We start from the raw sequence: 24,933 nt of genomic DNA, 5'->3' as shown, positions 1-24,933 counted from the left end.
ATGAGGAAACTGACGTGCGATTCCCCAACCAACGTTTAGCACAGCTGTTTGACATGCTGCAAAACGAGGCGCTCCCGCAGGATGAGCTGGCGCAGCGGTTGTCGGTTTCTACACGCACCGTACGTGCGGATATTACGGCGCTAAACGCGCTGCTTACTCAGTATGGTGCCCAGTTTGTTCTCAGCAGGGGCAGCGGTTACCAGCTTAAAATTGACGACCCGGCAAGCTTTCACACCCTGCAAACGCAGCAGCCCAATACGTTGCTGCGTATCCCGCGGACCAGCCAGGAACGGATACACTGGCTGGTGGTGCGTTTTCTGACGTCGGCCTTTTCGCTGAAGCTTGAAGATTTAGCTGATGAATGGTTTATCAGTCGTGCGACGCTGCAAAATGATATGGCCGAAGTCCGTGAACACCTGCAACGTTATCATCTGACGCTGGAAACGCGTCCCCGTCACGGCATGAAGCTGTTCGGCAGCGAGATGGCGATCCGCGCCTGTTTGACCGATCTGCTATGGACGCTGGCGCAGCAGGACCCGCAGCATCCGTTAGTGACGCAAGAGGCGCTTAATGCTGGGATACCTGAGCAACTACAGCCGGTTTTACAGGATATTTTTGCTCGTTTTCATATTCGTCTGACCGATGAGGGCGAGCTGTTTCTGCGCTTGTACTGTGCGGTGGCTATCCGGCGGATTAGCGAAGGGTATCCACTGCCTGAGTTTGCCGCTGAAGAAACTGAACAGGCGGTGTGCCTGGCGGCAAGAGAGATTGCGGGGATTTTGCACCAACTGGCAGACAAGCCGCTTTCCGTGTATGAAGAAAACTGGCTTCAGGTACACATTGCCGCCCGTCAGGTACAGGAGATTGCGCCCAGCGCCATCAATGCCGATGATGACGAAGCGCTGGTCAATTACATCCTGCGTTTTATCAACACCCAGTACAACTACAACCTGCTGAATGACCAGCAGTTGCATGCCGATCTGCTGACACATATTAAGACGATGATCACCCGGGTTCGCTACCAGATCATGATCCCTAATCCGTTGCTGGAAAATATTAAACAGCACTACCCGATGGCATGGGATATGACGCTGGCCGCCGTGTCAGGTTGGGGGAAATACACGCCGTATACCATCAGTGAAAATGAGATCGGCTTTCTGGTTCTGCATATTGGCGTTGGACTGGAACGTAGTTACAACATCGGTTACCAGCGTCAACCGCGTGTGCTGTTGGTCTGTGATGCGGGAAATGCGATGGTGCGGATGATTGAAGCGGTGCTGGCGCGAAAATATCCGCAGATTGATATTGTGGGCACCGTGACGCTACGCGACTACGAACAGCGGGACAGCATCAGCGAAGACTTCGTTATTTCTACCGCGCGGATCGGTGAAAAAGACAAGCCCGTAGTGATGATTGCGCCGTTTCCTACTGACTATCAACTGGAGCAGATCGGGAAACTGGTGCTGGTGGACCGAACCCGTCCGTGGATGCTGAACAAGTTTTTCGATGCCGCCCACTTTCGTGTTATCGACGGCACCATGGATCAGCAAACGCTGTTCAAAACGTTATGCCACCAGTTGCAGGATGAAGGTTTTGTCGACGCGGAGTTTCTTGATTCGGTTGTGGAACGTGAGGCCATTGTTAGCACGATGTTGGGTGACAGCATTGCCCTGCCGCACGCCCTCGGTCTGCTGGCAAAGAAAACGGTGGTCTACACCATCCTCGCCCCGCAGGGTATTGCCTGGGGCGATGAAACGGCACACGTGATTTTCTTGCTCGCCATTAGCAAAAGCGAATACGAAGAAGCGATGGCCATTTACGATATTTTCGTCACCTTCCTGCGTGAGCGCGCCATGGCGCGGCTCTGCGCATGTCAGAATTTTGCCGAGTTCAAAACGGTTGCCATGGAGTGTGTGAGCCGTTTTTGAGAGGCGTTTTCCAGAATTCGATGTAATGTGAATGTAATGCTAAACTGCATTACACATTCGATTCTACTGGAGGCATAATGGCCACGCTGAACGTCCGTCTGGATGAAAAACTCAAAAATGAGGCTTATGCCGTGCTGGAAAAACTGAACATTACGCCAACGGAAGCCGTGCGATTACTGTTTCAGTACGTCGCGGAAACGGGGCGAATGCCAGTGAAAACCGTTACCGTTAGCGACAGTGAAGATGCACTGATTCAGACAGTCCGGGAGAGGCTGGCCAGCCCGCAAAAGGGAATCAAGGTTAGTCTGGATGACTTATGAACTGGAATTCGACCCGAGAGCCTTAAAAGAGTGGCATAAACTGGGTGATACGGTGAAGGCTCAGTTTAAGAAGAAGTTGGCCGACGTGTTGTTGAACCCCAGAATTGACTCTGCCCGTTTAAACGCTCTTCCAGATTGCTATAAAATTAAGCTTAAGTCGTCCGGCTATCGTCTGGTGTACCAGGTTCGGGATGAGGTTGTGATCGTGTTTGTTGTCGCGGTCGGCAAGCGAGAACATTCAGCCGTTTATCACGATGCAAACAAACGGCTTTAGCGATTAACGCAAATGATGTACAACCTGGTTGCTGCTACCGCGCCAGATCAGCGCCGGGTCTTTAAGATCCTGCACAAATTTGCCATCGACCAGCACGTTGATGAGATCCACCACCTGCATTTGCGCGGCGTTGAGTTCATCGAGCTTGTAACCGGTCCACACCCAGATGTCTTTCCCCGGACACTCAGCGCGAATACGCTGTACCAGTTGCAGGATATCCGGCACGTTTTGCGGATGCAGGGGATCGCCGCCGGACAGCGAAATACCCTGACGGTGAATACGCGTGTCGTTAAGATCGGCAACGATCTTGTCTTCCATCTCTTTGGTGAATGGCAGACCGGAGTTTAACCGCCATGTGCTTTTGTTATAGCAGCCCGGACATTCGTGTACGCACCCGGAGACAAACAGGGTGCAGCGGGTGCCGGGGCCGTTAACGATATCGACGGGGTAATATTGATGGTATTGCATTTTCGCGTCTCAATTGACGTCATTACTGCGTTGGCTGCGCTCGCTCGCCCGGGTCACTTACTAATGTAAGCTCCCCGGGATTCGCTTGCTTGCCGCCTTGTCCTGGCGCCAATTGCTTTGCGAAAAGCGTCGCATTGCCGGGCAATAATACTGTCGAAATTAACCTATCTGCCCGTTACCTAAATGCTTAACGCGGCGCTTCACTTCTTCCTGCTTACCGGCGTTAAACGGACGAGCGTCCGGGCTGCCTAAGTAACCGCATACGCGACGGGTTACCGATACGCGTGCGGCGTCGTGGTTACCACATTTCGGGCAGGTGAAGCCTTTGCTGGTGCATTCGAACTCACCGGTAAAGCCACATTCGTAGCACTCATCGATTGGCGTGTTGGTCCCGTAATACGGCACGTGCTGGTAGCTGTAATCCCACACGTCTTCCAGCGCTTTCAGGTTGTGCTGAATATTCGGGTACTCGCCGTAGCAAATGAAGCCTCCGCTTGCCAGCGGCGGGTACGGCGCTTCGAAATCGATTTTGTCGTACGGGTTTACCTTCTTCTCTACATCAAGGTGGAAGCTGTTGGTGTAGTAGCCTTTGTCGGTTACGCCTGGCACTACACCAAACTCGGCGGTATCGAGACGGCAGAAACGGTCACACAGGTTTTCACTGGGTGTGCTGTACAGGCTGAAACCGTAGCCGGTCTCGTCTTTCCACTGATCAACAGCCTGACGCAGACGTTCGACAATGGCGATACCTTTGGCGCGCAGCTCTTCGCTGTCGTACAGGTGCTTATCACCAAACAGCGCGTTGATGGTCTCGTGAATGCCGATGTAACCCAGAGAGATGGATGCGCGTCCATTTTTAAAGATTTCAGACACATCATCGTCCGCTTTCAGGCGAACACCGCAGGCACCTTCCATATACAGGATCGGTGCAACGCGGGCCTTCACGCCTTCCAGACGCGCAATGCGGGTCATCAGCGCTTTACGTGCCAGAATCAGACGGTCGTCGAGCAGTTTCCAGAAGGTGGCTTCGTCACCATGGGCTTCCAGCGCGATGCGTGGCAGGTTCAGGCTAATAACGCCAAGGTTGTTACGTCCGTCGTGAACCTGTTCGCCGTTCTCGTTTTCCCATACACCGAGGAAGCTACGGCAGCCCATTGGGGTTTTGAACGAACCGGTGACTTTCACTACCTGATCGTAGTTCAGGATATCCGGGTACATACGCTTGCTTGCACATTCCAGCGCCAGCTGTTTGATATCGTAGTTCGGATCGCCAAACTTGTGATTCAGACCGTCACGAATCGCGAATACCAGTTTCGGGAAGACGGCCGTTTTACGGTTTTTACCCAGTCCCGCGATGCGGTTACGCAGAATGGATTGCTGGATCAAACGGGATTCCCAGCTGGTTCCCAGGCCAAAACCAAAGGTGACGAATGGCGTCTGACCATTAGCGGTATGCAGGGTATTCACTTCATACTCAAGGGACTGGAATGCGTCATAGCACTCTTTCTCGGTACGGGAATGTGCATAACCGTCAGCGTCCGGGATCTGCCATTCTTCAGCGGTTTTACGGTGTTTATTAAAGCTCTCGGTCACGAATGGCGCGAGGACTTCATCAATACGGTTGATGGTGGTGCCGCCATAAATATGGCTGGCAACCTGCGCAATGATTTGTGCAGTGACGGCGGTCGCGGTCGAGATGGATTTTGGCGGCTCAATCTCCGCGTTACCCATCTTAAAGCCCTGTGTCAGCATACCTTTCAGGTCGATCAGCATGCAGTTAAACATCGGGAAGAACGGAGAATAGTCGAGGTCGTGATAGTGAATATCACCACGTTCATGTGCCTGGACGACATCACGCGGCAGCAGGTGCTGGCGCGCATAATGTTTGGCGACGATACCCGCCAGCAGGTCACGCTGGGTCGGGATCACTTTGCTGTCTTTGTTGGCATTTTCATTCAGCAGAGCAGAGTTGGTTTGCTCAACCAGACCACGAATTTCCTGGTTCAGACGGCCACGTTTTTCACGCTGTATATCACGGTCGTGGCGATATTCGATGTACGCACGGGCGAGTTGTTTGTACGGACCAGACATCAGTTGGTTTTCTACCGCGGTCTGGATCTCGTTGATATCGACCTGGCTGCGCTCATTCATCTGACTGCTAACGACTTCTGCGACGGTGGCACAGTAATCTGCGTCATCGACTCCCGCTGCTTTAGCTGCACGCAGAATGGCTTCTTTGATGCGCTCTGATTTAAACGGCACTTTACAGCCATCTCGTTTCATCACATGCGGTGTCATGATCACTCCATATTTATAAGAACAGGTTATCCACAGAGGTTGGGGAAGCAGCCATGGGGCTATTCATCTATCAGGCCAATGACTTCCCGCAATCCCGACCCACTTTATCCACAATTCCACCGCTAACCGGGGGAAATGTCGTTGTAGCAATTGTAGTCGATTAATACAACATATTGGGTCGGCGTGCATTTTAAGTTCTATATGTAGTGATTTGCATCAAGGATGTTTACGATTTATTTGATGTAGCGCAAAGTAAAAACTGGAGCGTACAGATGACGGGCACTGTAGCCGATTGTAAATTGTGGCAAGAAAAATCTGATTAATTATTCAACAAAAACAGGAAGGTAAGGCAGACATCTTCGGTGAAGCCCGGTAGCGCCATACGTACCGGGCTCAAAGCCAATTGCAAGCTATTTTTGCAGCCACCAGATGGCTTCAAAAGGACGTAATGTCATATCGCCTGGCTGACTGGCGACCTCGGCATAGTTGTGCATCATCACCTGCCAGTTTCCCTGGGTGTCAGCGGGTTGCCAGGGCTGGAAGGTGTTGCTCAGGTTGGCAATGACCAGAAGCCGTTGCCCTTGCCACTCGCGCTGATAACACCACATGTGCGGGCTGTCAGGTAGCAGATCCTGGTAGTTACCCCAGGTGAGAACCGGCTCCGCTTTACGCAATGCAATCAACTTCTGATAGGTATAGAACACAGAGTCGTCATCATTCAGCGCCGCTGCGACATTGATATCCGCTGCGTTGTTGCACAGATTGATCCATGGCTCACCCTGCGTGAAGCCTGCGTGTTTGCTGGCATCCCATTGCATCGGCGTGCGGCTGTTATCACGGGATTTGCTGGCGAGGATCGCCAGTAATTCGTCGGCATCGCGTCCCTGCGCATTCAGCTCAGCGAACATGTTATGGCTTTCTACGTCGCGATAATCGGTTATCTGGCGGAAGTGTGGGTTGGTCATGCCAATCTCTTCCCCCTGATAGATATAAGGTGTGCCCTGCATACCGTGCAGCACCATGGCCAGCATTTTAGCGGCAGGAACGCGGTATTTCTCTTCATCGCCGAAGCGCGAAACGATACGTGGCTGATCGTGATTACACCAGAACAGCGCGTTCCAGGCGACGTTGTGCATGCCTTGCTGCCAGTGGCGGAACAGGGTTTTTAGCGCCACATAGTCGGGTTTTGCTAACGTCCATTTCTCTCCATTGGGGTAATCCACTTTCAGATGGTGGAAGTTAAAGGTCATCGACAACTCACTACCATCCTGGGCGGCGTATTGCTGGCAATGTTCCAGCGTAGTGGATGACATTTCTCCCACCGTCATCAGATTGCGTGGGGTAAAGACATCGCGGTTCATCTCGCGCAAGAATTCATGTGCGCGTGGACCGTCGGTATAAAAACGGCGTCCATCGCCGTCTGGATCGTTCGGGAAGTCCTGAACTTTAGAGATAAGATTCACCACGTCGAGACGCAGACCGTCCACGCCGCGATCGGCCCAGAACTCGCACACTTTTTTCAGCTCAGTGCGAACCGCCGGGTTTTCCCAGTTCAGATCGGCCTGCTCCGGGGCAAAGAGGTGCAGGTAATACTGCTCGCTTTCGGCGTGCCAGCTCCAGGCGCTGCCGCCAAATTTGGAGCGCCAGTTGTTCGGGCTGGCCTCTGACGTGCCATCGCGCCAGAAATAAAACTGACGATACGGGCTGTTTTTATCCAGAGCTTCACGAAACCAGGCATGCTGGGTTGAGGTATGGTTAAACACCATATCGAGAATAATGCGGATGCCACGTGCCTTCGCCTGCGCGACCAGTTCGTCAAAGTCTGCAAGCGTACCGTAGGCCGGATCGACGGACATATAGTTAGCGACGTCATAGCCGTTATCAACTTGCGGTGAAATGTAGAATGGCGTCAGCCAGATAGCATCGACCCCCAGTTTTTGCAGGTAGTCGAGACGCTGTGTTACACCGCGCAAATCACCGGTACCGCTACCGGTGGTGTCCTGAAAACTCTTGGGATAAATTTGATAGATAACGCCGTTTTGCCACCAGTGTGGAATATTCATTGCTGTTTCCTGGAGATACGATGGGGCGCAACTGCGCCCCGAAGAAAAGTCAGACAATCTGTAAGGTGCCCTGACGGTATTTACGCTGGTAGATGAACGAGGTCAGTACCATCGGGATAACAATTGAAATCACCATCGCCAGACCAAATACCTGCCAGTACGTTGGCTGGATGGAGAGGATGCCTGGCAAGCCGCCGACGCCAATGCCGTTTGCCATCACGCCGTTCAGGCCGCACAACAGCCCGGCAAGGCCCGAACCAATCATCGCGCACAGCATCGGGAAGCGATATTTCAGGTTGATGCCGTACATCGCGGGTTCAGTTACCCCCAGATAGGCCGAGATCGCGGCAGGAACGGAGATTTCACGCTCGTTGTGTTTACGGCTGGAGATAATGATGCCGACCACTGCGGAGGCCTGTGCGATGTTAGACAGCGCAATCAGTGGCCATACCGGTGTTCCGCCCATGCTCTGGATCATCTGCATGTCGATAGCCAGCGTGGTCTGATGTACACCGGTGATCACCAGCGGGGCATACAGGAAGCCGAACAATGCTGCGCCAATCGGGGCAAAGCTGCCGGTCAGCAGATGGCGGACGGCAAACGCCACACCGTCGCCGATCATGCGGCCAAATGGACCGATAAAGGCATGGGCGAGGAACACCGCCAGGATCAGCGAACATACCGGGACGATGACCAGGTACAGATAATCCGGGACGATGCGTTTCATCCGCGTTTCAATAAAGCCGAGCGCCAGGCCCGCCAGCAGCGCCGGAATAACCTGCGCCTGGTAGCCCACTTTCTCGATACTGAACAGGCCGAAGTTCCACACTTCTGGTACCTGCTGGCCGAGCAAATAGGCGTTCATCAGTTGCGGAGAAACCAGCGTGACGCCCAGCACGATGCCGAGGATCGGCGTACCGCCCATTTTCTTCACCGCCGACCAACAAATCCCCACCGGCAGATAGAAGAAGATCGCTTCGCCAATCAGCCACAAGAAGTCGTAGAGCGTTTTCAGCGAGGGATGCATCTGCGCCAGCGTCTGCCCGTTGCTCATCGGCACATCGCCGATGACGTTACGAAAACCTAAGATCAAACCACCGCTTATCAACGCTGGGAGCAGCGGAAAGAAGATCTCCGCGAAGTGGGAAATCAGCTGCTCGTGCCACTTCATGTTCTGCCGTGCCGCTTTCTTTGCCTGCTCTTTGTTGGCACTGGCTTGTCCGGTGGTCGCCAACAGCGCCTTGTAGTAATCGCCCACCTCGGTGCCAATCACCACCTGGAATTGCCCGGCGTTGGTGAAGCAGCCTTTGACCATCGGTAGCTGTTCGATCTCTTTCGGTCTGGCATTCGCGGGGTGATTCAACACAAAACGCAGGCGCGTAATGCAGTGACTCACCGTGGCGATATTGTCGCGCCCGCCAACCAGCTCTATCAGTCGGTCGATATCCGCTTGTTTTACTTTGCTCATGATGACGTGTGTTCCCCGTAGGTCGGATTAGACGCTTTCGCGACGTCATCCGGCAGCTGTCTCGTTGTTGGTGCCAGAGTATATCTTCGGTGAATATTTAAAAATGGGAACGTTCCCGAAACGCAGCGAAGATCACAAATTAGTGCTCAGAAAGCGATCAGGAGAGGGTGGCGGGAATGACGATTTGCCGCAGTTCGCTGCGGCCGTTGATCTGTTCGATCAGCTGTAACGCCGCTTGCCGTCCGGCTTCAGCGTAGCCGGGATCGACGGTGATGATCTCCGGATGGAGGAATTTCATCAGCGGCGTATTACCGACGCTCGCCAGTTGCAGGTTGTCGATTCGCTGTTCCTGCAGATATTTGCTGACGCCAAGGGCAAGCGTGTCCGTTGCACAGACTAACGCGGTGGTTTCCGGCGTAATGACATCGGCGGCATGCTCATAGCCCTGCTTCATGGCAAGACCTGGCAGAGCAGCGACAGGATGCAGCTTATGTTTCTTGCAGAAGGTCAGGTAGGCCTCATGACGGCGCTTACCGGTGGTGACGTCGCTATGGGGGACGCCAAGGAAACTGATATGACGATGTTCACGATCGTACAGACGCTGCATCAGGGTATGAATGGCACCTTCGTCGTCATAGCAGACGGAGGCAAAGCCTTTGGCATCCCTGGCCAGCAGCACCAGCGAGTCCTGCCAGGAGGTGAGCATGGTTTCCGTTACGCCGGTAAAACCAAACAGCACCACGCCATCAATGTTGCGACGTTTGAGCATTCCCAGATGTTCTTCTACCAGTTCAGGTGAGAACTGGCTTTCCATCATAATCGGATCGTAACCCTGCTCATAAAAGGCGGGCAGCATGGTCTGCACCGCGAGGTTTTCTGAAAGTGAGTCCAGACGTGTGACGATAATTGCCACGACTTTGTCGCTTTGCCCACGCATGGCGCGTGCGGAGCGGGAAGGGGAGAAACCGTGCTGATTCATCACTGCTTCAACACGTTCACGGGTGCGTTCGCTAACGCCGCTTTCGTTGTTGAGCACGCGGGAAACCGTTGATTTCCCCACGCCGCTTAAGCGGGCGATGTCTTTAATAGTCAGCCGATTTTGCATCCTGTTTTCCCGTTGCGCACTTTTTCAGTTATACCAAAGAGAGTAACTTTACTCATGTGGAGTGCAATGGGCAAAGTCTGCTTTAAAGCGTTCACCCTTCAGGCGATGTGTATACGTTTGGTTTAGTTTCCATGCTGTATCATACCGCCATAATTGTCACAAACCTTATGGTTTTCTGCGTATAATCCGCAGCGCTTATCATTCACTTACCGGAGGCTATATGGATCCCGATCCCACCCCTCTCCCGAAATGGAGAACCCCCCTTCTCCGGTAAGCCTGTTTTCACTGTCTTACCGGAGCTGTAAGACAGTGACGTTCTGACGTCCCTGTTGTGATTTTAAAATTGCCACCAGGCAAGGCTTTGCCACGCCTGAAGGATTTACTGCGCCCGTTTATACTGGTGCAGAGGGACTGCCTATGTTCAAAAATATTACCCGCCAGCTGTTTGCCCGGCTTAACCGCCATTTGCCGCATCGTTTGGTGCATCGCGATCCGTTGCCTAATGCGCAGACCGTTGCCAGCACGCCGATCCCACCGTCACTCAGTGAACATTGCCTGAAGATGGCGCTGATGGATGAAGAGGCGCTGTGGAAAACGTTTGATGCGCATCCGGAAGGATTGAATGCCGCAGAAGTGGAAAGCGCCCGCGAAAAGCATGGCGAAAACCAATTGCCGACGCAAAAGCCGTCGCCGTGGTGGGTACATCTGTGGGTCTGCTACCGCAACCCGTTTAATATTCTGCTGACTATTCTGGGCGGCATTTCTTATGCCACCGAAGATCTGTTTGCTGCGGGCGTCATCGCCTTGATGGTGTGTATCTCTACGCTGCTGAATTTTGTGCAGGAGGCGCGTTCCACCAAAGCGGCGGATGCGCTGAAAGCGATGGTCAGCAATACCGCAACCGTCCTGCGTGTCATCAACGAAAAAGGGGAGAACGGCTGGGTTGAGCTGCCGATCGACCAGCTGGTTCCTGGCGATATTATTAAGCTGGCAGCCGGCGATATGATCCCGGCCGATTTACGTATCGTCCAGGCGCGCGATCTGTTTGTGGCGCAGGCTTCGCTGACCGGTGAGTCTTTGCCGGTTGAGAAAGTGGCGGCCAGCCGTGACCCGCAGCAAAGCAACCCGCTGGAGTGCGATACCCTGTGTTTTATGGGCACTAATGTGGTGAGCGGAACGGCACAGGCCATTGTCATTGCCACCGGGGCGAACACCTGGTTTGGACAACTGGCAGGCCGCGTCAGCGAGCAGGAAAGCGAGCAAAATGCCTTCCAGAAAGGGATCAGCCGCGTCAGCATGTTGCTGATCCGCTTTATGCTGGTGATGGCGCCCATTGTGCTCATCATCAACGGCTATACCAAAGGTGACTGGTGGGAAGCGGCGCTGTTTGCGCTGTCTGTCGCGGTGGGGCTGACGCCGGAAATGCTGCCAATGATCGTCACCTCAACGCTGGCGCGCGGGGCGGTGAAGCTGTCCAAACAGAAGGTCATCGTCAAACACCTCGATGCTATCCAGAACTTTGGCGCGATGGATATTCTGTGCACCGATAAAACCGGTACCCTGACTCAGGATAAAATAGTGCTGGAGAATCATACCGATATCTCCGGTAAGCCCAGCGAACATGTCCTGTATTCCGCGTGGCTAAACAGCCATTACCAGACCGGGCTGAAGAATCTGCTGGATACGGCGGTTCTCGAAGGTGTGGATGAAGAATCTGCCCGTCAGCTCTCCACCCGCTGGCAGAAAATTGATGAAATCCCGTTTGATTTCGAACGTCGTCGGATGTCGGTGGTGGTCGCTGAACAAACCGATGTGCATCAGTTGGTCTGTAAAGGGGCGTTGCAGGAGATCCTCAGCGTTTGCACCCAGGTGCGTCATAACGGGGAAATTGTCCCGCTGGATGAGAACATGCTGCGCCGGGTGAAACGCGTTACCGATACGCTGAACCGCCAGGGGCTGCGCGTGGTGGCGGTGGCGACGAAATACCTGCCTGCGCGTGAGGGCGATTACCAACGTATTGATGAGTCAGACCTGATCCTCGAAGGCTATATCGCCTTCCTCGATCCACCGAAAGAAACGACCGCCCCGGCGCTGAAAGCCCTGAAAGCCAGCGGTATTACGGTGAAAATTCTCACCGGTGACAGCGAGCTGGTGGCGGCGAAAGTGTGTCATGAAGTGGGTCTGGATGCAGGTGATGTGGTTATCGGCAGCAGCATTGAAGGGTTAAGCGACGACGAGCTGGCAAAACTGGCTCAGCGTACCACGCTGTTTGCTCGCCTGACGCCAATGCACAAAGAGCGCATTGTCACACTGCTCAAGCGTGAAGGTCACGTAGTGGGCTTTATGGGCGATGGTATCAACGATGCCCCGGCGCTGCGCGCGGCGGACATTGGTATTTCCGTTGATGGTGCGGTTGATATTGCGCGTGAAGCGGCAGACATCATCCTGCTGGAAAAGAGCCTGATGGTGCTGGAAGAAGGGGTGATCGAAGGGCGTCGTACCTTCTCGAACATGCTGAAGTACATCAAAATGACGGCCAGTTCCAACTTTGGTAACGTGTTTAGCGTGCTGGTGGCGAGCGCATTTCTGCCGTTCCTGCCGATGTTGCCGCTGCACTTACTGATTCAGAACCTGCTGTACGATGTATCCCAGGTGGCGATCCCGTTTGATAACGTTGATGAAGAGCAGATTAAAAAGCCGCAGCGCTGGAACCCTGCCGAGCTGGGACGCTTTATGATCTTCTTTGGACCGATCAGCTCTATCTTCGACATTCTGACCTTTTGCCTGATGTGGTTCGTTTTCCATGCCAATACACCAGAGCATCAGACGTTGTTCCAGTCAGGCTGGTTCGTGGTCGGTCTGCTGTCGCAAACGCTGATTGTGCATATGATCCGTACCCGTCGCGTGCCGTTCATCCAGAGCCGCGCCGCATGGCCGTTGATGCTGATGACGCTGGTCGTGATGGTGGTGGGCATTGCGTTACCGTTCTCGCCGCTGGCCAGCTACCTGCAATTGCAGGCACTGCCGCTGAGCTACTTCCCGTGGCTGATTGCGATTCTGGCAGGCTACATGACATTGACCCAGTTAGTGAAAGGTTTTTATAGCCGTCGTTACGGCTGGCAATAACCGCTACGCGTCTCAACAGGATGGTGTTAACACCATCCTGCATTTCTCTTCTTCATTCGAAGATATTCCTCCGTAATATTGCTGTTTTATTTTTATTGAAATACTAACGCGGCTAATTAGTATAAAACCACGTCCTTTGCGTTGCTTTTTTATCAGGAAAACGATCTGCGTTGCAAAAATGAAACAGCGTGCTAAAAATTATAGAGCTTAGTTTTTTTTTGTGAAGGCAGTCATCGAAATAAATTGTTACACCAGTTAGTCTGCACCGGTAACGTCGTTAAGAAAGTTTCTCGCTGCCCATTTTTAATTCCGGCAGTCATTTGCTCTGCAAGCTATTCCTGTTAATGGATATTATGAACTTCTGGAGAAGGACAAATGAAACTGACAAAAAACCTGATAAGTCTGTGTATTGGCGCATCGGTATTACTGGCCAGCCATTCAACGTTGGCACAAACCTTCCGCGCCGCAGACGTGCATCCGGCTGATTACCCGAACGTGGTGGCAGTGAAACACATGGGGGAAAAGCTCAGCGCGGCGACCGATGGCCGTCTGGAAATTAAAACATTTCCAGGTGGTGTGTTAGGCGATGAAAAACAGATGATTGAACAGGCGCAATTAGGCGCTATCGATATTATTCGCGTCTCGATGACACCTGTCGCTGCTATCCTCCCTGAAATTAACGTATTTACCCTGCCGTATATTTTCCGTGATGAAGACCATCTGCATAAGGTTCTCGACGGCATGATCGGCCAGGAAATTGGCGACCGTCTGACGGCAAGTAACAAATCACGGCTGGTGTTTTTGGGCTGGATGGATGCGGGGACGCGTAACCTGATCACTAAAAATCCGGTGGTGAAACCGGAAGATTTACACGGTATGAAAATCCGCGTGCAAGGAAGTCCGATAGCGCTGGATACCCTGAAAGCGATGGGCGCTAACTCCGTTGTCATGGGCGTCAGCGAAGTCTTTAGCGGCATGCAGACCGGCGTTATTGATGGCACGGAAAATAACCCGCCAACGTTTGTTGCGCATAACTATTTGCCGGTCGTGAAAAACTATACCTGGAGCAGACACTTTATTATTCCTGAGCTTTTTCTGTTCTCGAAAGCCAAATGGGATAAGTTGAAAAAAGAAGATCAGGATCTCATTATTAAACTCGCTAAAGAAGCCCAGGTAGAGCAACGCAAACTTTGGCAGGATTATAATGCGAAATCACTGGAAACCATGAAAGCCAACGGCGTTCAGTTCCACGATATTGATACGGACTATTTCTATAAAGCCACGCAGTCAGTGCGGGATAATTACGGTAAAGACCACCAGGATTTGATCAAACGTATTCAGGATGTGCAGTAGTTCATCGGGCGGATGATATCCGCCTGAATCATTTGATTAATTCGAGGTGATGATTATGGGTGAATGCTATTCATCGGTAATGGATTTTCTTTATCGGGTCTCAATGTGGATTGCCGGTGTGGCATTATTGGTGATGGTTGCCATTATACCGATTGGGATATTCGCACGTTATGTCCTGAACAATGCCCTGTCATGGCCTGAACCCGTTGCTATTCTCTGCATGGTGACATTCACCTTTATTGGTGCTGCGGTAAGTTATCGCGCAGGCTCACATATCGCAGTGAGTATGGTCACTGACCGTCTGGGCGAAAGCGCCCGTCGTTATTGCTTTATTGTCGCGGATATCATGCTGGCGGCGATAAGCCTGTTTATCCTCTGGTACGGAACCAATCTGTGTCTTGAGCTGTGGGATCAACCCGTTGCGGAATTCCCGATTTTAAGCGCTGGGCAAAACTATCTTCCGCTGCCAATTGGCTCTGCTATCACGCTGCTCTTTATTGTTGAGAAGATCTGCCGTGGCCCGCAGTACCAGCGTCCCGTTGTCATGCTGGGATCGACCAGCTAATTACCGCCCCCATTTCATTAAGGAAAGCAGATGGATGCATTTATTCTCGTCTTTACGCTTGGCATCATGCTGGCGATTGGGGTACCGGTAGCGTACGCGGTAGGGATTAGCGCCATCATTGGTGCCTGGTACATTGATATCCCACTGGAAGCGGTGATGATCCAACTGACCAGCGGCGTGAACAAGTTCTCTTTGCTGGCGATCCCGTTCTTTATTCTGGCCGGTGCGATCATGGCCGAAGGCGGAATTGCGCGTCGGTTAGTGAATTTTGCCTACATTTTTGTTGGTTTTATTCGCGGAGGCTTGTCACTGGTCAACATCGTGGCATCGACCTTTTTTGGCGCCATTTCTGGATCGTCCGTGGCAGATACCGCGTCTATCGGTTCGGTAATGATCCCGGAGATGGATAAAAAAGGCTATCCGCGCGACTTTGCCGCGGCGGTGACCGCCAGCGGTTCGGTACAGGCAATCCTTACGCCGCCCAGCCATAACTCGGTCATTTATTCGCTGGCGACCGGCGGTACGGTATCGATTGCCGCGCTGTTTATCGCCGGGATCCTGCCGGGTCTGCTGTTAAGCTTGAGCCTGATGGTGATGTGCGTGGCGTTTGCCCATAAACGCGGCTATCCAAAAGGCGAGCGTGTACCATTTCGTCAGGCGCTGAAGATTTTCGTCGATACGCTGTGGGGATTGATGACGGTGGTGATCATCATGGGGGGGATCCTGTCGGGCATCTTTACCGCGACGGAATCCGCGGCGATTGCCTGCCTGTGGGCCTTCTTCGTCACCATGTTTATCTATCGCGATTATAAATGGTCTGAGCTGCCGAAGCTGATGTTCCGCACGGTGAAAACCGTCACCATCGTGATGATCCTGATTGGTTTTGCTGCCGCGTTTGGCGCTGTCATGACCTACATGCAGTTGCCGATGCGTATCACCGAAGCCTTCACCAGTATCTCGGATAACAAATACGTCATCCTGATGTGCATTAACATTATGCTGCTGCTGATTGGTACGCTGATGGATATGGCGCCACTGATCCTGATCCTGACACCGGTCCTGCTGCCAGTGACCAACGCGCTCGGTATTGATCCGGTTCATTTCGGCATGATCATGTTGGTGAACTTAGGGATCGGGTTGATTACGCCGCCGGTAGGGTCGGTGCTGTTTGTCGCCAGTGCGGTGAGTAAGCAGAAGATTGAACAAGTGGTAAAGGCGATGCTGCCGTTCTACCTCGTCCTGTTCCTGGTGCTGATGTTGGTAACGTACATTCCGGCGATTTCACTGTTCTTGCCGAAACTGTTTGGTGTGCTGTAATAAATGCCCGGTGGCGCTCGCGCTTACCGGGCCTGCAAATTACGCTTCCGTCGGCCGGATAAGGCGAAACCGCCATCCGGCACAAGGAAACTTAGCGACGAACGGCGATCGCTTCAATCTCGATTTTCACGTCTTTCGGCAGACGAGCAACTTCCACGCAAGAACGCGCCGGGAAGGTGGCGTTGTGCTCGTTAAAGAACGCTTCGTAGGTGGCGTTGACGGTAGCGAAATCGTTCAGGTCTTTAACGAAGACGGTCGTTTTAACGATATCGCCCACTTTCAGGCCTGCGGCTTCAACGATAGCTTTTACGTTTTCCAGCGACTGACGCGCCTGAGCGGACACGTCTTCCGCTACGGCACCGGTTTTCGGATCGACCGGGATCTGACCGGAAGTGATTACCATGCTACCCAGGTCAACGCCCTGAACGTATGGGCCGATTGCTGCTGGTGCATTTTCCGTCGCGATAGTCTTGCTCATGATTTCTCCTGAATTACAGCGGTAATAGAATGTTCCCGCTCATTATAGGGAGCCGGGATCTCATAACCAACCCCAATTAGTTGGCCAGCACCACATAATGCGAAAACTCTTTTTCACAGTATTTACATTTGAGTGCGATGTCATCGGCACGCTTTTTCACTGCAAAACTGGAGGAAACCGGCTCAGCATGGCTGATGCAGTTGCTGTTCGGGCAAACCAGTACATTGTCGATACGCTCAGGCAGGCTCGGACGTGATTTACCCACCACGTCGTAATCGTCAATGCGGTTTACCGTTGCCTGCGGGGCGTACAGGGAGAGCTGGTTTACCTGCTCATCGGTCAGGAACGTGTTTTCGATTTTAATCAGGTCCTTACGGCCCATCTCACCAGACGGCAGGTTCAGACCGATGGTGATACGTTGGTCGGTTTCCGTCAGTTTAAACAGCGTCAGCAGCTTAAAACCAACCTGTGCGGGAATATGGTCAATCACGGTGCCACGTTTGATGGCTTCAACCTGCAGTTTGTTATCGTGTGTCATCTCTTTTTCTCCCTTACAGTGCCAGTTCGCTATTCAGTACCAGTGCCAGTAACGCCTGACGGGCGAAGATGCCGTTGCCAGCCTGCTGGAAATACCAGGCGTGCGGCGTCTTGTCGACGTCGGTGGTGATCTCATCGATGCGCGGCAGCGGATGCAGTACCTTCATGTTCGCTCTGGCACCGTTCAAATCGCTGGCGCGCAGGACAAACTGCGCTTTCACGTTGGCGTATTCGGACGGGTCCAGACGCTCTTTTTGCACGCGGGTCATGTAGAGAATATCAACCTCTGCCATCACCTCTTCGATGGTGCCGTGCAGGCTCCAGGCGATACCTTTTTCATTCAGCATATCCAGAATGTATTGCGGCATGGCCAGCGCATCCGGGGCGATGAAGTAGAAGCGGTTACCTTCGAATTTTGCCAGCGCCTGGGTCAGGGAGTGGACGGTACGGCCATACTTCAGGTCACCCACCATGGCGATGTGCAGGTTGTCCAGGCGACCCTGGGTTTCCTGAATGGTAAACAGGTCCAGCAGCGTTTGGGTGGGATGCTGGTTGGAGCCGTCGCCTGCGTTCAGTACCGGCACGTTGCCGGAGAACTCCGTAGCCAGACGCGCGGCGCCTTCCTGCGGATGACGCATGACGATGGCGTCGACATAGGTGCTGATGACGGAAATGGTGTCGGCCAGGGTTTCGCCTTTTTTGCCCAGAGAGGTGTTGCTGCTGTCAGAGAAACCCACCACGCTGGCGCCCAGGCGGTGCATCGAGGTTTCAAAGGATAAACGGGTGCGGGTTGACGCCTCAAAGAAGCAGCTGGCAATCACCTTATGCTTTAGCAGCTCCGGCTGTGGGTTGGCTTTCAGTTTCGCCGCTGTCGCGAGAACCAGATTGAGGTCATCGCGGCTGAGGTCATTTATGGAAATGATGTGTTTTTGATAGAGCGGGTTAGCCATGTTTATCTCCTGACGTCTGGGCAAAAAAAAAGCCCCTCAATTGAGGGGCTTGGAATGGATGATCAACGGAAAGAAAAACGGCAGGCCAGCGTCCTTTTTCAGACGCGGTAAGACAAAATGTCGTACACACTGAACCATACATCCTCCCGGCAAATTGTCCGCGATTATACTCAGCTCCGTTATGGGATCAAGCGGAAAATGCACAATTTATTCACCGCAAACGGTTCTTATGAATTTTAATTCATTTTAAATAGATAGTTAATCTGCTTGTGCACCAGTCCCGTTCGCTGCACGACGCGCGGCGCGACCCAGACAATACTGCTGCCAGCGATGACACCCAGAATCTCTGGTAACGCGTGGTAATCGAGGATTCTGGCAACGGCACGGCCATAGCCTGCGGCAGTGTGAATGAGGATAAACTCGCTATTGTGTTCCACGCTGACCACCATTTCAGCAATCGATCGGGCTGCATCAGGAGCGGGGCGTGATTGCGGATTTACAGAATAAATTTTTTGCCCTTTTGTATTTCTTATTTTTATCGCCCCGAGCAGTTTCAGCAGGCGGGATACCGTTGACTGGCTAATTCCGGTAAAACCATGGTGCTGGAGATCGCGGCGAAGCGCTTCCTGGGACTGGTAGCTTTTTTCAGTAATCAGGCGCTGACAAATCGCCAGTTGTTTCTGCTCTTTGGTCGAGTAATCATCGAATTCCTTCATAAATACACCCTAAATTTATCACTTGTATCAATGTGATGGCGAAATTCACCACATTTGCAGTATCAATAACGGCTCAAACGGGCGGTTGTGCAGAAAAACGAGAGCACGCTCAAAAAAGCCGTCGGGGTCCGACGGCTAAAAGGGCTACAACATCGCGCCGATACTCAGGACGGCCATGTTCAGTAACGTCAAAATGAGCAGCAGCGGGGCCACCCATTTCAGGTATCGCACGTAAGGAACGCGGGCGATGGCCAACCCGCCCATCACAACTGCTGAAGTGGGCGTAATCAGATTCACAATGCCGGAAGCGGATTGATACGCGGTGACGACCAGATCCCTGGGGACATGCGCGAAGTCGGCCAGCGGGGCCATAATGGGCATGGTGAGGACCGCCAGGCCCGAAGAGGAAGGGACCAGGAAGGAGAGCAAAACTTCCAGCCAGTAGGTCACATTGATGAAAATGGTGGAGGAAAGACCGGAGACGACATTTTCCGCGCTGTGCAGAATAGTATGGGTGATCATGCCGTTATCCATCACCACCACGATGCCGCGTGCAATACCGATAATTAGCGCGACGCCAAGCAGGTCACGTGCCCCGTCAATGAATGTGCCAGTAAATTCCTCCTCACTCATACGGGCGATAACGCCGACGATAATCGCAGATGCCAGAAAAACCCCGGAAATTTCCGCCATCCACCAACCGAGCACCGCCACCCCATAAATCATCACCGCAAAGGCAGCGGCGAAAATGAACAGGATGCATTTACGCGTTGCTGTGAATTCAAGATTGGTATTGGCGCGACTACCGAGAAAATGGACGCGGTTTTCTTCCATTTTATCTGCCACGATGGAAAGTTCAGGATGGCTGCGAACTTTCCGTGCATAGCGCATGACCCAGACCACGCAGATAACATAGCCGACGACCAGCAGCAGAATGCGCATCAGCATGCCCTGGGTGAAGGGGATCCCGGCGGCGTTAGCCGCGATAACCGTTGCGAAAGGGTTGATTGTCGAGCCGAGTGTGCCAATGCCCGCGCCGAGCAGAACGGTGGCGGCGGCTACCAACGGATCAAAGCGTGCGGCCATCATTACCGGAACCAGCAATGTGTAGAAAGGGAGTGACTCCTCTGCCATCCCGTAAATCGTACCTCCGGCGGCGAACAGTCCCATCAGAATGGGGATCATCCACTCCTCTTTACCGTTCAGCCTGACCGTCACGCGCTCGATACCTGCGTCGATGGCGCCTGTTTTGTTTACCACGCCGAGAAACCCACCAATAATCAGGACAAACAACGCCACATCAATGGCGCCTGCGGTATAGGTTTCGTGGTTGTAAAGACCGTCAATCGGCGCCAGCAGTACAGCGGTAAAACCTTGCGGATGCGCCTCTGTCGGGGCATAAGTACCGGCAACCGGCACTTCTTTGCCCAAAGTGGCATTCATCGCCATCTGGTATTTCCCTGCCGGGACTATCCAGGTCATAACCGCGACGAGTGCAATGAGAATAAACAGGATGGTATATGCGCTGGGAAATTTGAATTTGCCCATGATGTTCTCCGGATAGCTTGGGCATATGCCGTCAGGCGACATATGCCCGCTGGGGTTAGTCGCCGAGGGTCGCTACCATTACCGCTTTAATGGTATGCATCCGGTTCTCTGCTTCGTCGAAGACGATGGAATGCGCTGACTCAAAAACCTCTTCCGTGACTTCAAGCCCTTTCAGGCCGTAGGCCACTTCAATTTCACGTCCAACTTTTGTGTGCTCGTTATGGAAGGCGGGCAGACAGTGCATAAATTTCACATTGGGATTACCGGTTGCGTTGATGACCCGCTGGTTAATTTGATAGGGCGTCATCAGGCTAACGCGTTCTGCCCAGGCTTCTTTGGGTTCGCCCATCGAGACCCAGACATCGGTGTAGAGGAAATCGACGTCGTATACGCCTTCTTCAACATCCTCTGTGAGCGTAATGCGTGCGCCTGTCACGCTGGCGATTTCACGGCATTCGGCAACCAGCGCCTCGTCCGGCCAGAAGGATTTAGGTGCGACCAGGCGGATATCCATCCCCATTTTCGCTGCGCCAACCATCAGCGAATTACCCATGTTATTGCGGGCGTCACCGAGATAAGCGAAACTCAGTTCCGGCAAGGTTTTACCCGGCGCGTGTTCCAGCATGGTCATCAGATCCGCGAGGATCTGCGTGGGGTGAAATTCATTGGTCAGTCCATTCCATACTGGAACCCCGGCAAATTGCCCCAGTTCCTCCACAATGTCCTGACCGTATCCGCGGTACTCAATGCCGTCGTACATGCGGCCTAGCACGCGGGCGGTATCTTTCATTGATTCTTTATGGCCGATCTGCGATCCGCTTGGGCCGAGATAGGTCACCTGTGCGCCCTGATCGAAAGCGCCAACTTCAAAGGCGCAGCGGGTGCGGGTTGAGGTTTTTTCGAAGATCAGCGCGATATTTTTACCCACCAGCGTCTGTCTTTCGCGCCCGGCCTTTTTTGCCGTTTTTAACTCGATAGCCAGATCGATCAGGTACTGGATTTCCGTTGGGGCGTAGTCCAGCAGTTTGAGAAAATTGCGATTTTTCAGGTTAACAGTCATGAAAATGTCCTTATGTAGGCCGGATAAGGCGCAGTCGCTATCCGGCAAAAAAGCCCTACGCGTTTGCGTCGGTGGTTTCGAGCCGAATGAGCGTGCCTTTGTCTCCGGCGAGGATGGCCGGACCGTCAGCCAATGAGCCGATGCCTGCTATTCCGTGACAGCGAGAGACAAATTCCGCGCAGGCGGTGACTTTGGGGCCCATTGAACCGGCGTCGAATTGCATTTCGCCGAGCAGTTCCGGCGTGACCTGGGCCAGCGGGCGCTGGGTAGGTTTGCCCCAGTCGAGATACACGGCATCAGCATCGGTCAGGATCAGCAGCGCATCGGCGTGGATTTGGCTGGCGAGCAGGGCGGCGGAGAGATCTTTGTCGATCACCGCTTCGATACCGTGGTAGCCATCGGCTTTTTCCACCACCGGGACACCGCCGCCGCCGTTGCAGATAACCAGATGATCGCGAGCGATCAGTGTGCGAATAGCGTCACTTTCAACGATACGTTTAGGTTGTGGAGAGGGCACAACGCGGCGGAACGCTTTGCCATCAGCTTTGAAAATCCAGCCTTTTTCCGCCTGCAAGGCGCTAGCCTGGTGAGCGTCGTAAATCGGCCCGATATATTTGGTGGGATTGCTGAAAGCCGGATCGTGAGCATCGACTTCAACCTGTGTCAGCAGCACACTAATTTCACGCTGTGGAAGCTGGTTTTTCAGCGCCTGTTGCAGCATATAGCCAATCATTCCCTGACTTTCCGCGCCGAGAATGTCGAGCGGATAGGGGGTAACGCTGGCATACGCGCTGTTTTGCAACGCTAAAAGTCCAACCTGGGGACCATTGCCGTGTACCAGGATCACGCGCCACTGTTGCGTGAGCTGCGCGATAGTCTTTGCCGCCAGCTCAATATTCTTGCGTTGGATGTCAGCTTCCAGCGGCTCGCCGCGTTTAAGCAATGCATTGCCGCCCAGAGCTACAACCAGGGTAGGTTTGTTTTCCATGACTTTTCCTTAAATACCGTCGCGTTCCAGTGGGCAGCTCATGCAGCGTGCGCCGCCGCGTCCGCGTCCAAGTTCGTCGCCAGGAATGGGTAAAACAGTGATGCCTGCTTTGTCGTATTTCTCGTTGGTCCAGATGTTGCGCTCGTAGCCCACTACCACACCGGGGCGCAGCGTCAGGACGTTGTTTGCGTCATTCCACTGTTCGCGTTCAGCTTCGAAGGCATCGCCACCGGTGGTGATCAGACGAATGTGGTCGAGGCCAAGCGCTTTCTCGAGAGCATTGAGCAGCGTATTTTCCTGCGTCCTTTTCAGTCCGCCGCGACCGTCTGGTGTCAGGGTCCAGCACTGCACATCCGGACGTACTACTTCCGGGTAGACGGAGAAGGTATCGATATCGATGTGGGTCATTACGGTATCGAGGTGCATGCAGGAGCGATGTTTAGGCAGTTCGACCGCGATGACGCGTTCTGCCTGACGATGGCTGAATAGCGACTGGGCAAGGAACTCAATTCCCTGCGGTGTTGTGCGTTCCGACATACCGATGAGAACGGCACCGCGACCAATGACCAGCACATCTCCACCTTCTAATGTGGCGTGGTCGTAATTAATATTTTCATCGCCGAAATATTTAATAAATTCACCATCAGCAAATTGGGGATGCCAACGGTAGATCGCCCGCAGGTTATTGGTTTCTCGTTGCCGCGCTGTTTTTGCCATTGGGTTAATTGACACGCCGTTATATATCCAGCATGAGGTGTCGCGGGTAAATAAGTGGTTTGGTAATGGCTTCATAATGAAATCATTAATATCGTGAGTATCGACTACCATATTTTTGATTGAGGCAGGAATTTCTCCATAGGTCAGCCCACCGCTTAAATGCCGGGCGAGTTCCCGGTGCTGCATATCTGCAAGCCAGGCGCGAATATCCGTGGCGAAAGCGGGGCCAAGGCGATAATCAGAAATTTGTGTATCCAGTAGCCAGCTTTTGGCATCAGGGATATCCAGGGTTTGTGTCAATAAATCAGTGAGTAACAGAACCTCAATTCCCTGTTCACGCAACGTGTTGGCGAAAATGTCATGCTCTTCTCCTGCACGTTCTACCGAAAGAACATCATCAAAAAGCAGTTCCTGACAATTTGAGGGCGTCAGCCTTTTTAAACTGAGGTTAGGGCGATGTAGCATCACGCTACGTAATTGACCGATTTCCGACCCGACATAATGCTTTTCCATCATTATTCCTTTAATACTATTTTAAAAAATAAAGAGGAGATGCCTGCAAATAATATTTATCGCAGTCATGATTTTTCAGCTGATTTCAGAATCTATATTTAGATCTTATTTGATGATGAAATGTGATTTATTTCACAGTCAGGTCGATATTTGGCTTTTGTTGTTTAATTTATGATGTGGCTCTGAGAATTAAAAAAATAAAAATATGAATAATTGAATGACTACGCGGGAATATGTCTTGTTATTTATTGTTGTTAATTTTATGTATATATCTAAAAGTGCTGCGATATAAATAATCTATTGATTTATTTGTGTTTTTTTCTTTGCTGTGAATTATTATGCGAATCTATAATTTTATTATTTGTACGGTAAAGTTTATTTCAAAATAAATATGACGATGGAGAAGGATAGCGAAGGAGATGTGAACTGTGAGCGACGGCTGGTTTTTCTGACAAATCTTTTGATAACAGTGGGTTACTGATGTAGTCGGAAAAGGGTAGCCGAAAGTTATGCAGAGTTTATGCATAACCTGTTGCTGAGAGTTAGCAATTAATTAACATCATCAGCGATAAACATGCGTTGACGCAAAATATCGGCAAATAGCAGTGGTATGGCAGCGCGTTTTTTCGTATAACAACTAAAATGAAACGATGTTTTAATTAAGGGGTTTAAGATGATTGTCGGCAATATTCACAACCTGGATGCGTGGCTGCCGGAAGAGCTGCGTCAGGCGATTGAACATATCAAAGCGAACGTGACGGATGCGACGGAAAAGGGTAAGCATGACATCGACGGCGATCGCCTGTTTTATCTGATTGCAGAAGATATGACAGAGCCGTTTGCCCAGCGTCGCGCTGAGTATCACGCCCGTTATCTGGATATTCAGATCCTGCTCAAAGGTCAGGAAGGCATGACCTTCAGTACGCAGCCTGCGGGTGCGCCGGAAACCGACTGGCTGGCGGACAAAGATATCGCCTTCCTGCCGGAAGGCGTACAGGAGAAAACGGTGGTGCTGAACGAAGGTGACTTCGTGGTGTTCTATCCGGGCGAAGTGCATAAACCGCTGTGCGCGGTGGGGGCGCCGGCACTGGTGCGCAAAGCCGTAGTGAAAATGCGCGTGGCATAAGCGTGCTTGCCGGGT

At 52.5% G+C, this 24,933-nt stretch carries 22 protein-coding genes and 1 pseudogene; 9 read left to right on the top strand and 14 right to left on the bottom strand.

Going from position 1 to position 24,933, the window contains the following annotated elements:
* Positions 1-14: 14 nt before the first annotated feature.
* The 3 genes from HV261_RS25170 (at position 15) to HV261_RS25160 (ending at position 2,522) form a co-directional block, all read left to right on the top strand.
* Positions 15-1,928 carry a BglG family transcription antiterminator gene (locus tag HV261_RS25170; RefSeq protein ID WP_202039772.1) on the top strand — a complete coding sequence of 638 codons (1,914 nt, stop codon included), beginning with the start codon at positions 15-17 and terminating at the stop codon, positions 1,926-1,928.
* Between the two features lie 77 nt (positions 1,929-2,005).
* Positions 2,006-2,248, top strand: a complete 243-nt coding sequence (locus HV261_RS25165; RefSeq protein ID WP_137383949.1) for a type II toxin-antitoxin system RelB/DinJ family antitoxin — start codon at positions 2,006-2,008, stop codon at positions 2,246-2,248.
* Positions 2,238-2,522: a type II toxin-antitoxin system RelE family toxin gene (locus HV261_RS25160; RefSeq protein ID WP_137383948.1), complete on the top strand. Its 285-nt coding sequence runs from the start codon at positions 2,238-2,240 to the stop codon at positions 2,520-2,522. Before HV261_RS25165 ends, HV261_RS25160 begins: the two co-directional genes overlap by 11 nt.
* 3 nt (positions 2,523-2,525) lie before the next feature.
* Here HV261_RS25160 and nrdG read toward each other — a convergent pair whose 3' ends face one another.
* From nrdG to treR, 5 genes are all read right to left on the bottom strand, one after another.
* Entirely contained in the window at positions 2,526-2,990 is a 465-nt protein-coding gene (gene nrdG / locus HV261_RS25155) for an anaerobic ribonucleoside-triphosphate reductase-activating protein (protein ID WP_202039771.1), read from the bottom strand.
* A gap of 159 nt (positions 2,991-3,149) precedes the next feature.
* On the bottom strand, positions 3,150-5,288 hold the full coding sequence (nrdD, locus tag HV261_RS25150; protein ID WP_137383946.1) for an anaerobic ribonucleoside-triphosphate reductase: 2,139 nt from the start codon (positions 5,286-5,288) through the stop codon (positions 3,150-3,152).
* Positions 5,289-5,698: 410 nt separating this feature from the next.
* A complete protein-coding gene (gene treC, locus HV261_RS25145) occupies positions 5,699-7,351 on the bottom strand; it encodes an alpha,alpha-phosphotrehalase (RefSeq protein WP_202039770.1) in 1,653 nt (550 codons plus the stop codon).
* 49 nt (positions 7,352-7,400) lie between these two features.
* The gene (gene treB, locus HV261_RS25140; RefSeq protein ID WP_202039769.1) at positions 7,401-8,819 is read right to left on the bottom strand and encodes a PTS trehalose transporter subunit IIBC; all 1,419 of its coding nucleotides are present in this window, start codon (positions 8,817-8,819) and stop codon (positions 7,401-7,403) included.
* A 157-nt stretch (positions 8,820-8,976) separates the two neighbouring features.
* Positions 8,977-9,924, bottom strand: coding sequence for a trehalose operon repressor TreR (treR, locus tag HV261_RS25135; RefSeq protein ID WP_137383943.1), 948 nt, complete (start codon positions 9,922-9,924; stop codon positions 8,977-8,979).
* A 417-nt stretch (positions 9,925-10,341) separates the two neighbouring features.
* On the opposite strand from treR, the gene mgtA reads away from it, so the two are divergent.
* From mgtA to HV261_RS25115, 4 genes are all read left to right on the top strand, one after another.
* Complete coding sequence (gene mgtA, locus HV261_RS25130; RefSeq protein WP_202039768.1) at positions 10,342-13,050, top strand: magnesium-translocating P-type ATPase; 2,709 nt, start codon at positions 10,342-10,344, stop codon at positions 13,048-13,050.
* A 375-nt stretch (positions 13,051-13,425) separates the two neighbouring features.
* Positions 13,426-14,403: a TRAP transporter substrate-binding protein gene (locus tag HV261_RS25125; RefSeq protein WP_202039767.1), complete on the top strand. Its 978-nt coding sequence runs from the start codon at positions 13,426-13,428 to the stop codon at positions 14,401-14,403.
* Positions 14,404-14,458: 55 nt separating this feature from the next.
* Complete coding sequence (locus HV261_RS25120; protein WP_202039766.1) at positions 14,459-14,968, top strand: TRAP transporter small permease; 510 nt, start codon at positions 14,459-14,461, stop codon at positions 14,966-14,968.
* Positions 14,969-14,998: 30 nt separating this feature from the next.
* Positions 14,999-16,285 (top strand): TRAP transporter large permease, encoded by a 1,287-nt coding sequence (locus HV261_RS25115; protein WP_202039765.1) that lies wholly within the window; start codon positions 14,999-15,001, stop codon positions 16,283-16,285.
* Between the two features lie 91 nt (positions 16,286-16,376).
* On the opposite strand, the gene ridA is transcribed toward HV261_RS25115, so the two are convergent.
* The 4 genes and pseudogenes from ridA to pyrL form a co-directional block, all read right to left on the bottom strand.
* Positions 16,377-16,763: a 2-iminobutanoate/2-iminopropanoate deaminase gene (gene ridA / locus HV261_RS25110; protein WP_202039764.1), complete on the bottom strand. Its 387-nt coding sequence runs from the start codon at positions 16,761-16,763 to the stop codon at positions 16,377-16,379.
* 76 nt (positions 16,764-16,839) lie between these two features.
* Positions 16,840-17,301: an aspartate carbamoyltransferase regulatory subunit gene (gene pyrI / locus HV261_RS25105; RefSeq protein ID WP_003025816.1), complete on the bottom strand. Its 462-nt coding sequence runs from the start codon at positions 17,299-17,301 to the stop codon at positions 16,840-16,842.
* 13 nt (positions 17,302-17,314) lie between these two features.
* The gene (gene pyrB, locus HV261_RS25100; protein WP_003025818.1) at positions 17,315-18,250 is read right to left on the bottom strand and encodes an aspartate carbamoyltransferase; all 936 of its coding nucleotides are present in this window, start codon (positions 18,248-18,250) and stop codon (positions 17,315-17,317) included.
* 2 nt (positions 18,251-18,252) lie between these two features.
* A pseudogene (gene pyrL, locus HV261_RS25095) lies at positions 18,253-18,388 on the bottom strand (pyr operon leader peptide).
* Here pyrL and HV261_RS25090 point away from each other — a divergent pair.
* Positions 18,368-18,490: a hypothetical protein gene (locus tag HV261_RS25090; RefSeq protein WP_085951582.1), complete on the top strand. Its 123-nt coding sequence runs from the start codon at positions 18,368-18,370 to the stop codon at positions 18,488-18,490. The pseudogene pyrL and the gene HV261_RS25090 sit on opposite strands and share 21 nt — an antisense overlap.
* On the opposite strand, the gene HV261_RS25085 is transcribed toward HV261_RS25090, so the two are convergent.
* The 5 genes from HV261_RS25085 to arcA form a co-directional block, all read right to left on the bottom strand.
* The gene (locus tag HV261_RS25085) at positions 18,487-18,966 is read right to left on the bottom strand and encodes an arginine repressor (RefSeq protein WP_202039762.1); all 480 of its coding nucleotides are present in this window, start codon (positions 18,964-18,966) and stop codon (positions 18,487-18,489) included. The two genes, HV261_RS25090 and HV261_RS25085, sit on opposite strands and share 4 nt — an antisense overlap.
* Positions 18,967-19,110: 144 nt before the next feature.
* Entirely contained in the window at positions 19,111-20,514 is a 1,404-nt protein-coding gene (locus tag HV261_RS25080; protein ID WP_202039761.1) for a YfcC family protein, read from the bottom strand.
* 55 nt (positions 20,515-20,569) lie between these two features.
* Positions 20,570-21,574 (bottom strand): ornithine carbamoyltransferase, encoded by a 1,005-nt coding sequence (gene argF / locus HV261_RS25075; protein ID WP_202039760.1) that lies wholly within the window; start codon positions 21,572-21,574, stop codon positions 20,570-20,572.
* Between the two features lie 55 nt (positions 21,575-21,629).
* Positions 21,630-22,562 carry a carbamate kinase gene (gene arcC / locus HV261_RS25070; protein WP_123268586.1) on the bottom strand — a complete coding sequence of 311 codons (933 nt, stop codon included), beginning with the start codon at positions 22,560-22,562 and terminating at the stop codon, positions 21,630-21,632.
* A gap of 9 nt (positions 22,563-22,571) precedes the next feature.
* Positions 22,572-23,792 (bottom strand): arginine deiminase, encoded by a 1,221-nt coding sequence (gene arcA, locus HV261_RS25065; RefSeq protein WP_202039818.1) that lies wholly within the window; start codon positions 23,790-23,792, stop codon positions 22,572-22,574.
* 673 nt (positions 23,793-24,465) lie between these two features.
* Here arcA and HV261_RS25060 point away from each other — a divergent pair.
* On the top strand, positions 24,466-24,918 hold the full coding sequence (locus HV261_RS25060) for a YhcH/YjgK/YiaL family protein (protein WP_202039759.1): 453 nt from the start codon (positions 24,466-24,468) through the stop codon (positions 24,916-24,918).
* Positions 24,919-24,933: the final 15 nt, after the last annotated feature.

The organism is Citrobacter sp. RHBSTW-00671 (assembly GCF_014103415.1).
Classification (GTDB): Bacteria; Pseudomonadota; Gammaproteobacteria; order Enterobacterales; family Enterobacteriaceae; genus Citrobacter.
This window is presented reverse-complemented; position numbering and strand designations above follow the sequence as displayed.

Coding starts and splice junctions, on each gene's coding strand:
- nrdG (WP_202039771.1), bottom strand. CDS start 2,990: ATGCAATACCATCAATATTACCCCGTCGATATCGTTAACGGCCCCGGC.
- mgtA (WP_202039768.1), top strand. CDS start 10,342: ATGTTCAAAAATATTACCCGCCAGCTGTTTGCCCGGCTTAACCGCCAT.
- HV261_RS25120 (WP_202039766.1), top strand. CDS start 14,459: ATGGGTGAATGCTATTCATCGGTAATGGATTTTCTTTATCGGGTCTCA.
- HV261_RS25060 (WP_202039759.1), top strand. CDS start 24,466: ATGATTGTCGGCAATATTCACAACCTGGATGCGTGGCTGCCGGAAGAG.
- HV261_RS25085 (WP_202039762.1), bottom strand. CDS start 18,966: ATGAAGGAATTCGATGATTACTCGACCAAAGAGCAGAAACAACTGGCG.
- ridA (WP_202039764.1), bottom strand. CDS start 16,763: ATGAGCAAGACTATCGCGACGGAAAATGCACCAGCAGCAATCGGCCCA.
- HV261_RS25115 (WP_202039765.1), top strand. CDS start 14,999: ATGGATGCATTTATTCTCGTCTTTACGCTTGGCATCATGCTGGCGATT.
- argF (WP_202039760.1), bottom strand. CDS start 21,574: ATGACTGTTAACCTGAAAAATCGCAATTTTCTCAAACTGCTGGACTAC.
- nrdD (WP_137383946.1), bottom strand. CDS start 5,288: ATGACACCGCATGTGATGAAACGAGATGGCTGTAAAGTGCCGTTTAAA.
- pyrI (WP_003025816.1), bottom strand. CDS start 17,301: ATGACACACGATAACAAACTGCAGGTTGAAGCCATCAAACGTGGCACC.
- arcA (WP_202039818.1), bottom strand. CDS start 23,792: ATGGAAAAGCATTATGTCGGGTCGGAAATCGGTCAATTACGTAGCGTG.
- treR (WP_137383943.1), bottom strand. CDS start 9,924: ATGCAAAATCGGCTGACTATTAAAGACATCGCCCGCTTAAGCGGCGTG.
- pyrB (WP_003025818.1), bottom strand. CDS start 18,250: ATGGCTAACCCGCTCTATCAAAAACACATCATTTCCATAAATGACCTC.
- HV261_RS25080 (WP_202039761.1), bottom strand. CDS start 20,514: ATGGGCAAATTCAAATTTCCCAGCGCATATACCATCCTGTTTATTCTC.
- treC (WP_202039770.1), bottom strand. CDS start 7,351: ATGAATATTCCACACTGGTGGCAAAACGGCGTTATCTATCAAATTTAT.
- arcC (WP_123268586.1), bottom strand. CDS start 22,562: ATGGAAAACAAACCTACCCTGGTTGTAGCTCTGGGCGGCAATGCATTG.
- HV261_RS25160 (WP_137383948.1), top strand. CDS start 2,238: ATGACTTATGAACTGGAATTCGACCCGAGAGCCTTAAAAGAGTGGCAT.
- treB (WP_202039769.1), bottom strand. CDS start 8,819: ATGAGCAAAGTAAAACAAGCGGATATCGACCGACTGATAGAGCTGGTT.
- HV261_RS25125 (WP_202039767.1), top strand. CDS start 13,426: ATGAAACTGACAAAAAACCTGATAAGTCTGTGTATTGGCGCATCGGTA.
- HV261_RS25165 (WP_137383949.1), top strand. CDS start 2,006: ATGGCCACGCTGAACGTCCGTCTGGATGAAAAACTCAAAAATGAGGCT.
- HV261_RS25090 (WP_085951582.1), top strand. CDS start 18,368: ATGTCGTACACACTGAACCATACATCCTCCCGGCAAATTGTCCGCGAT.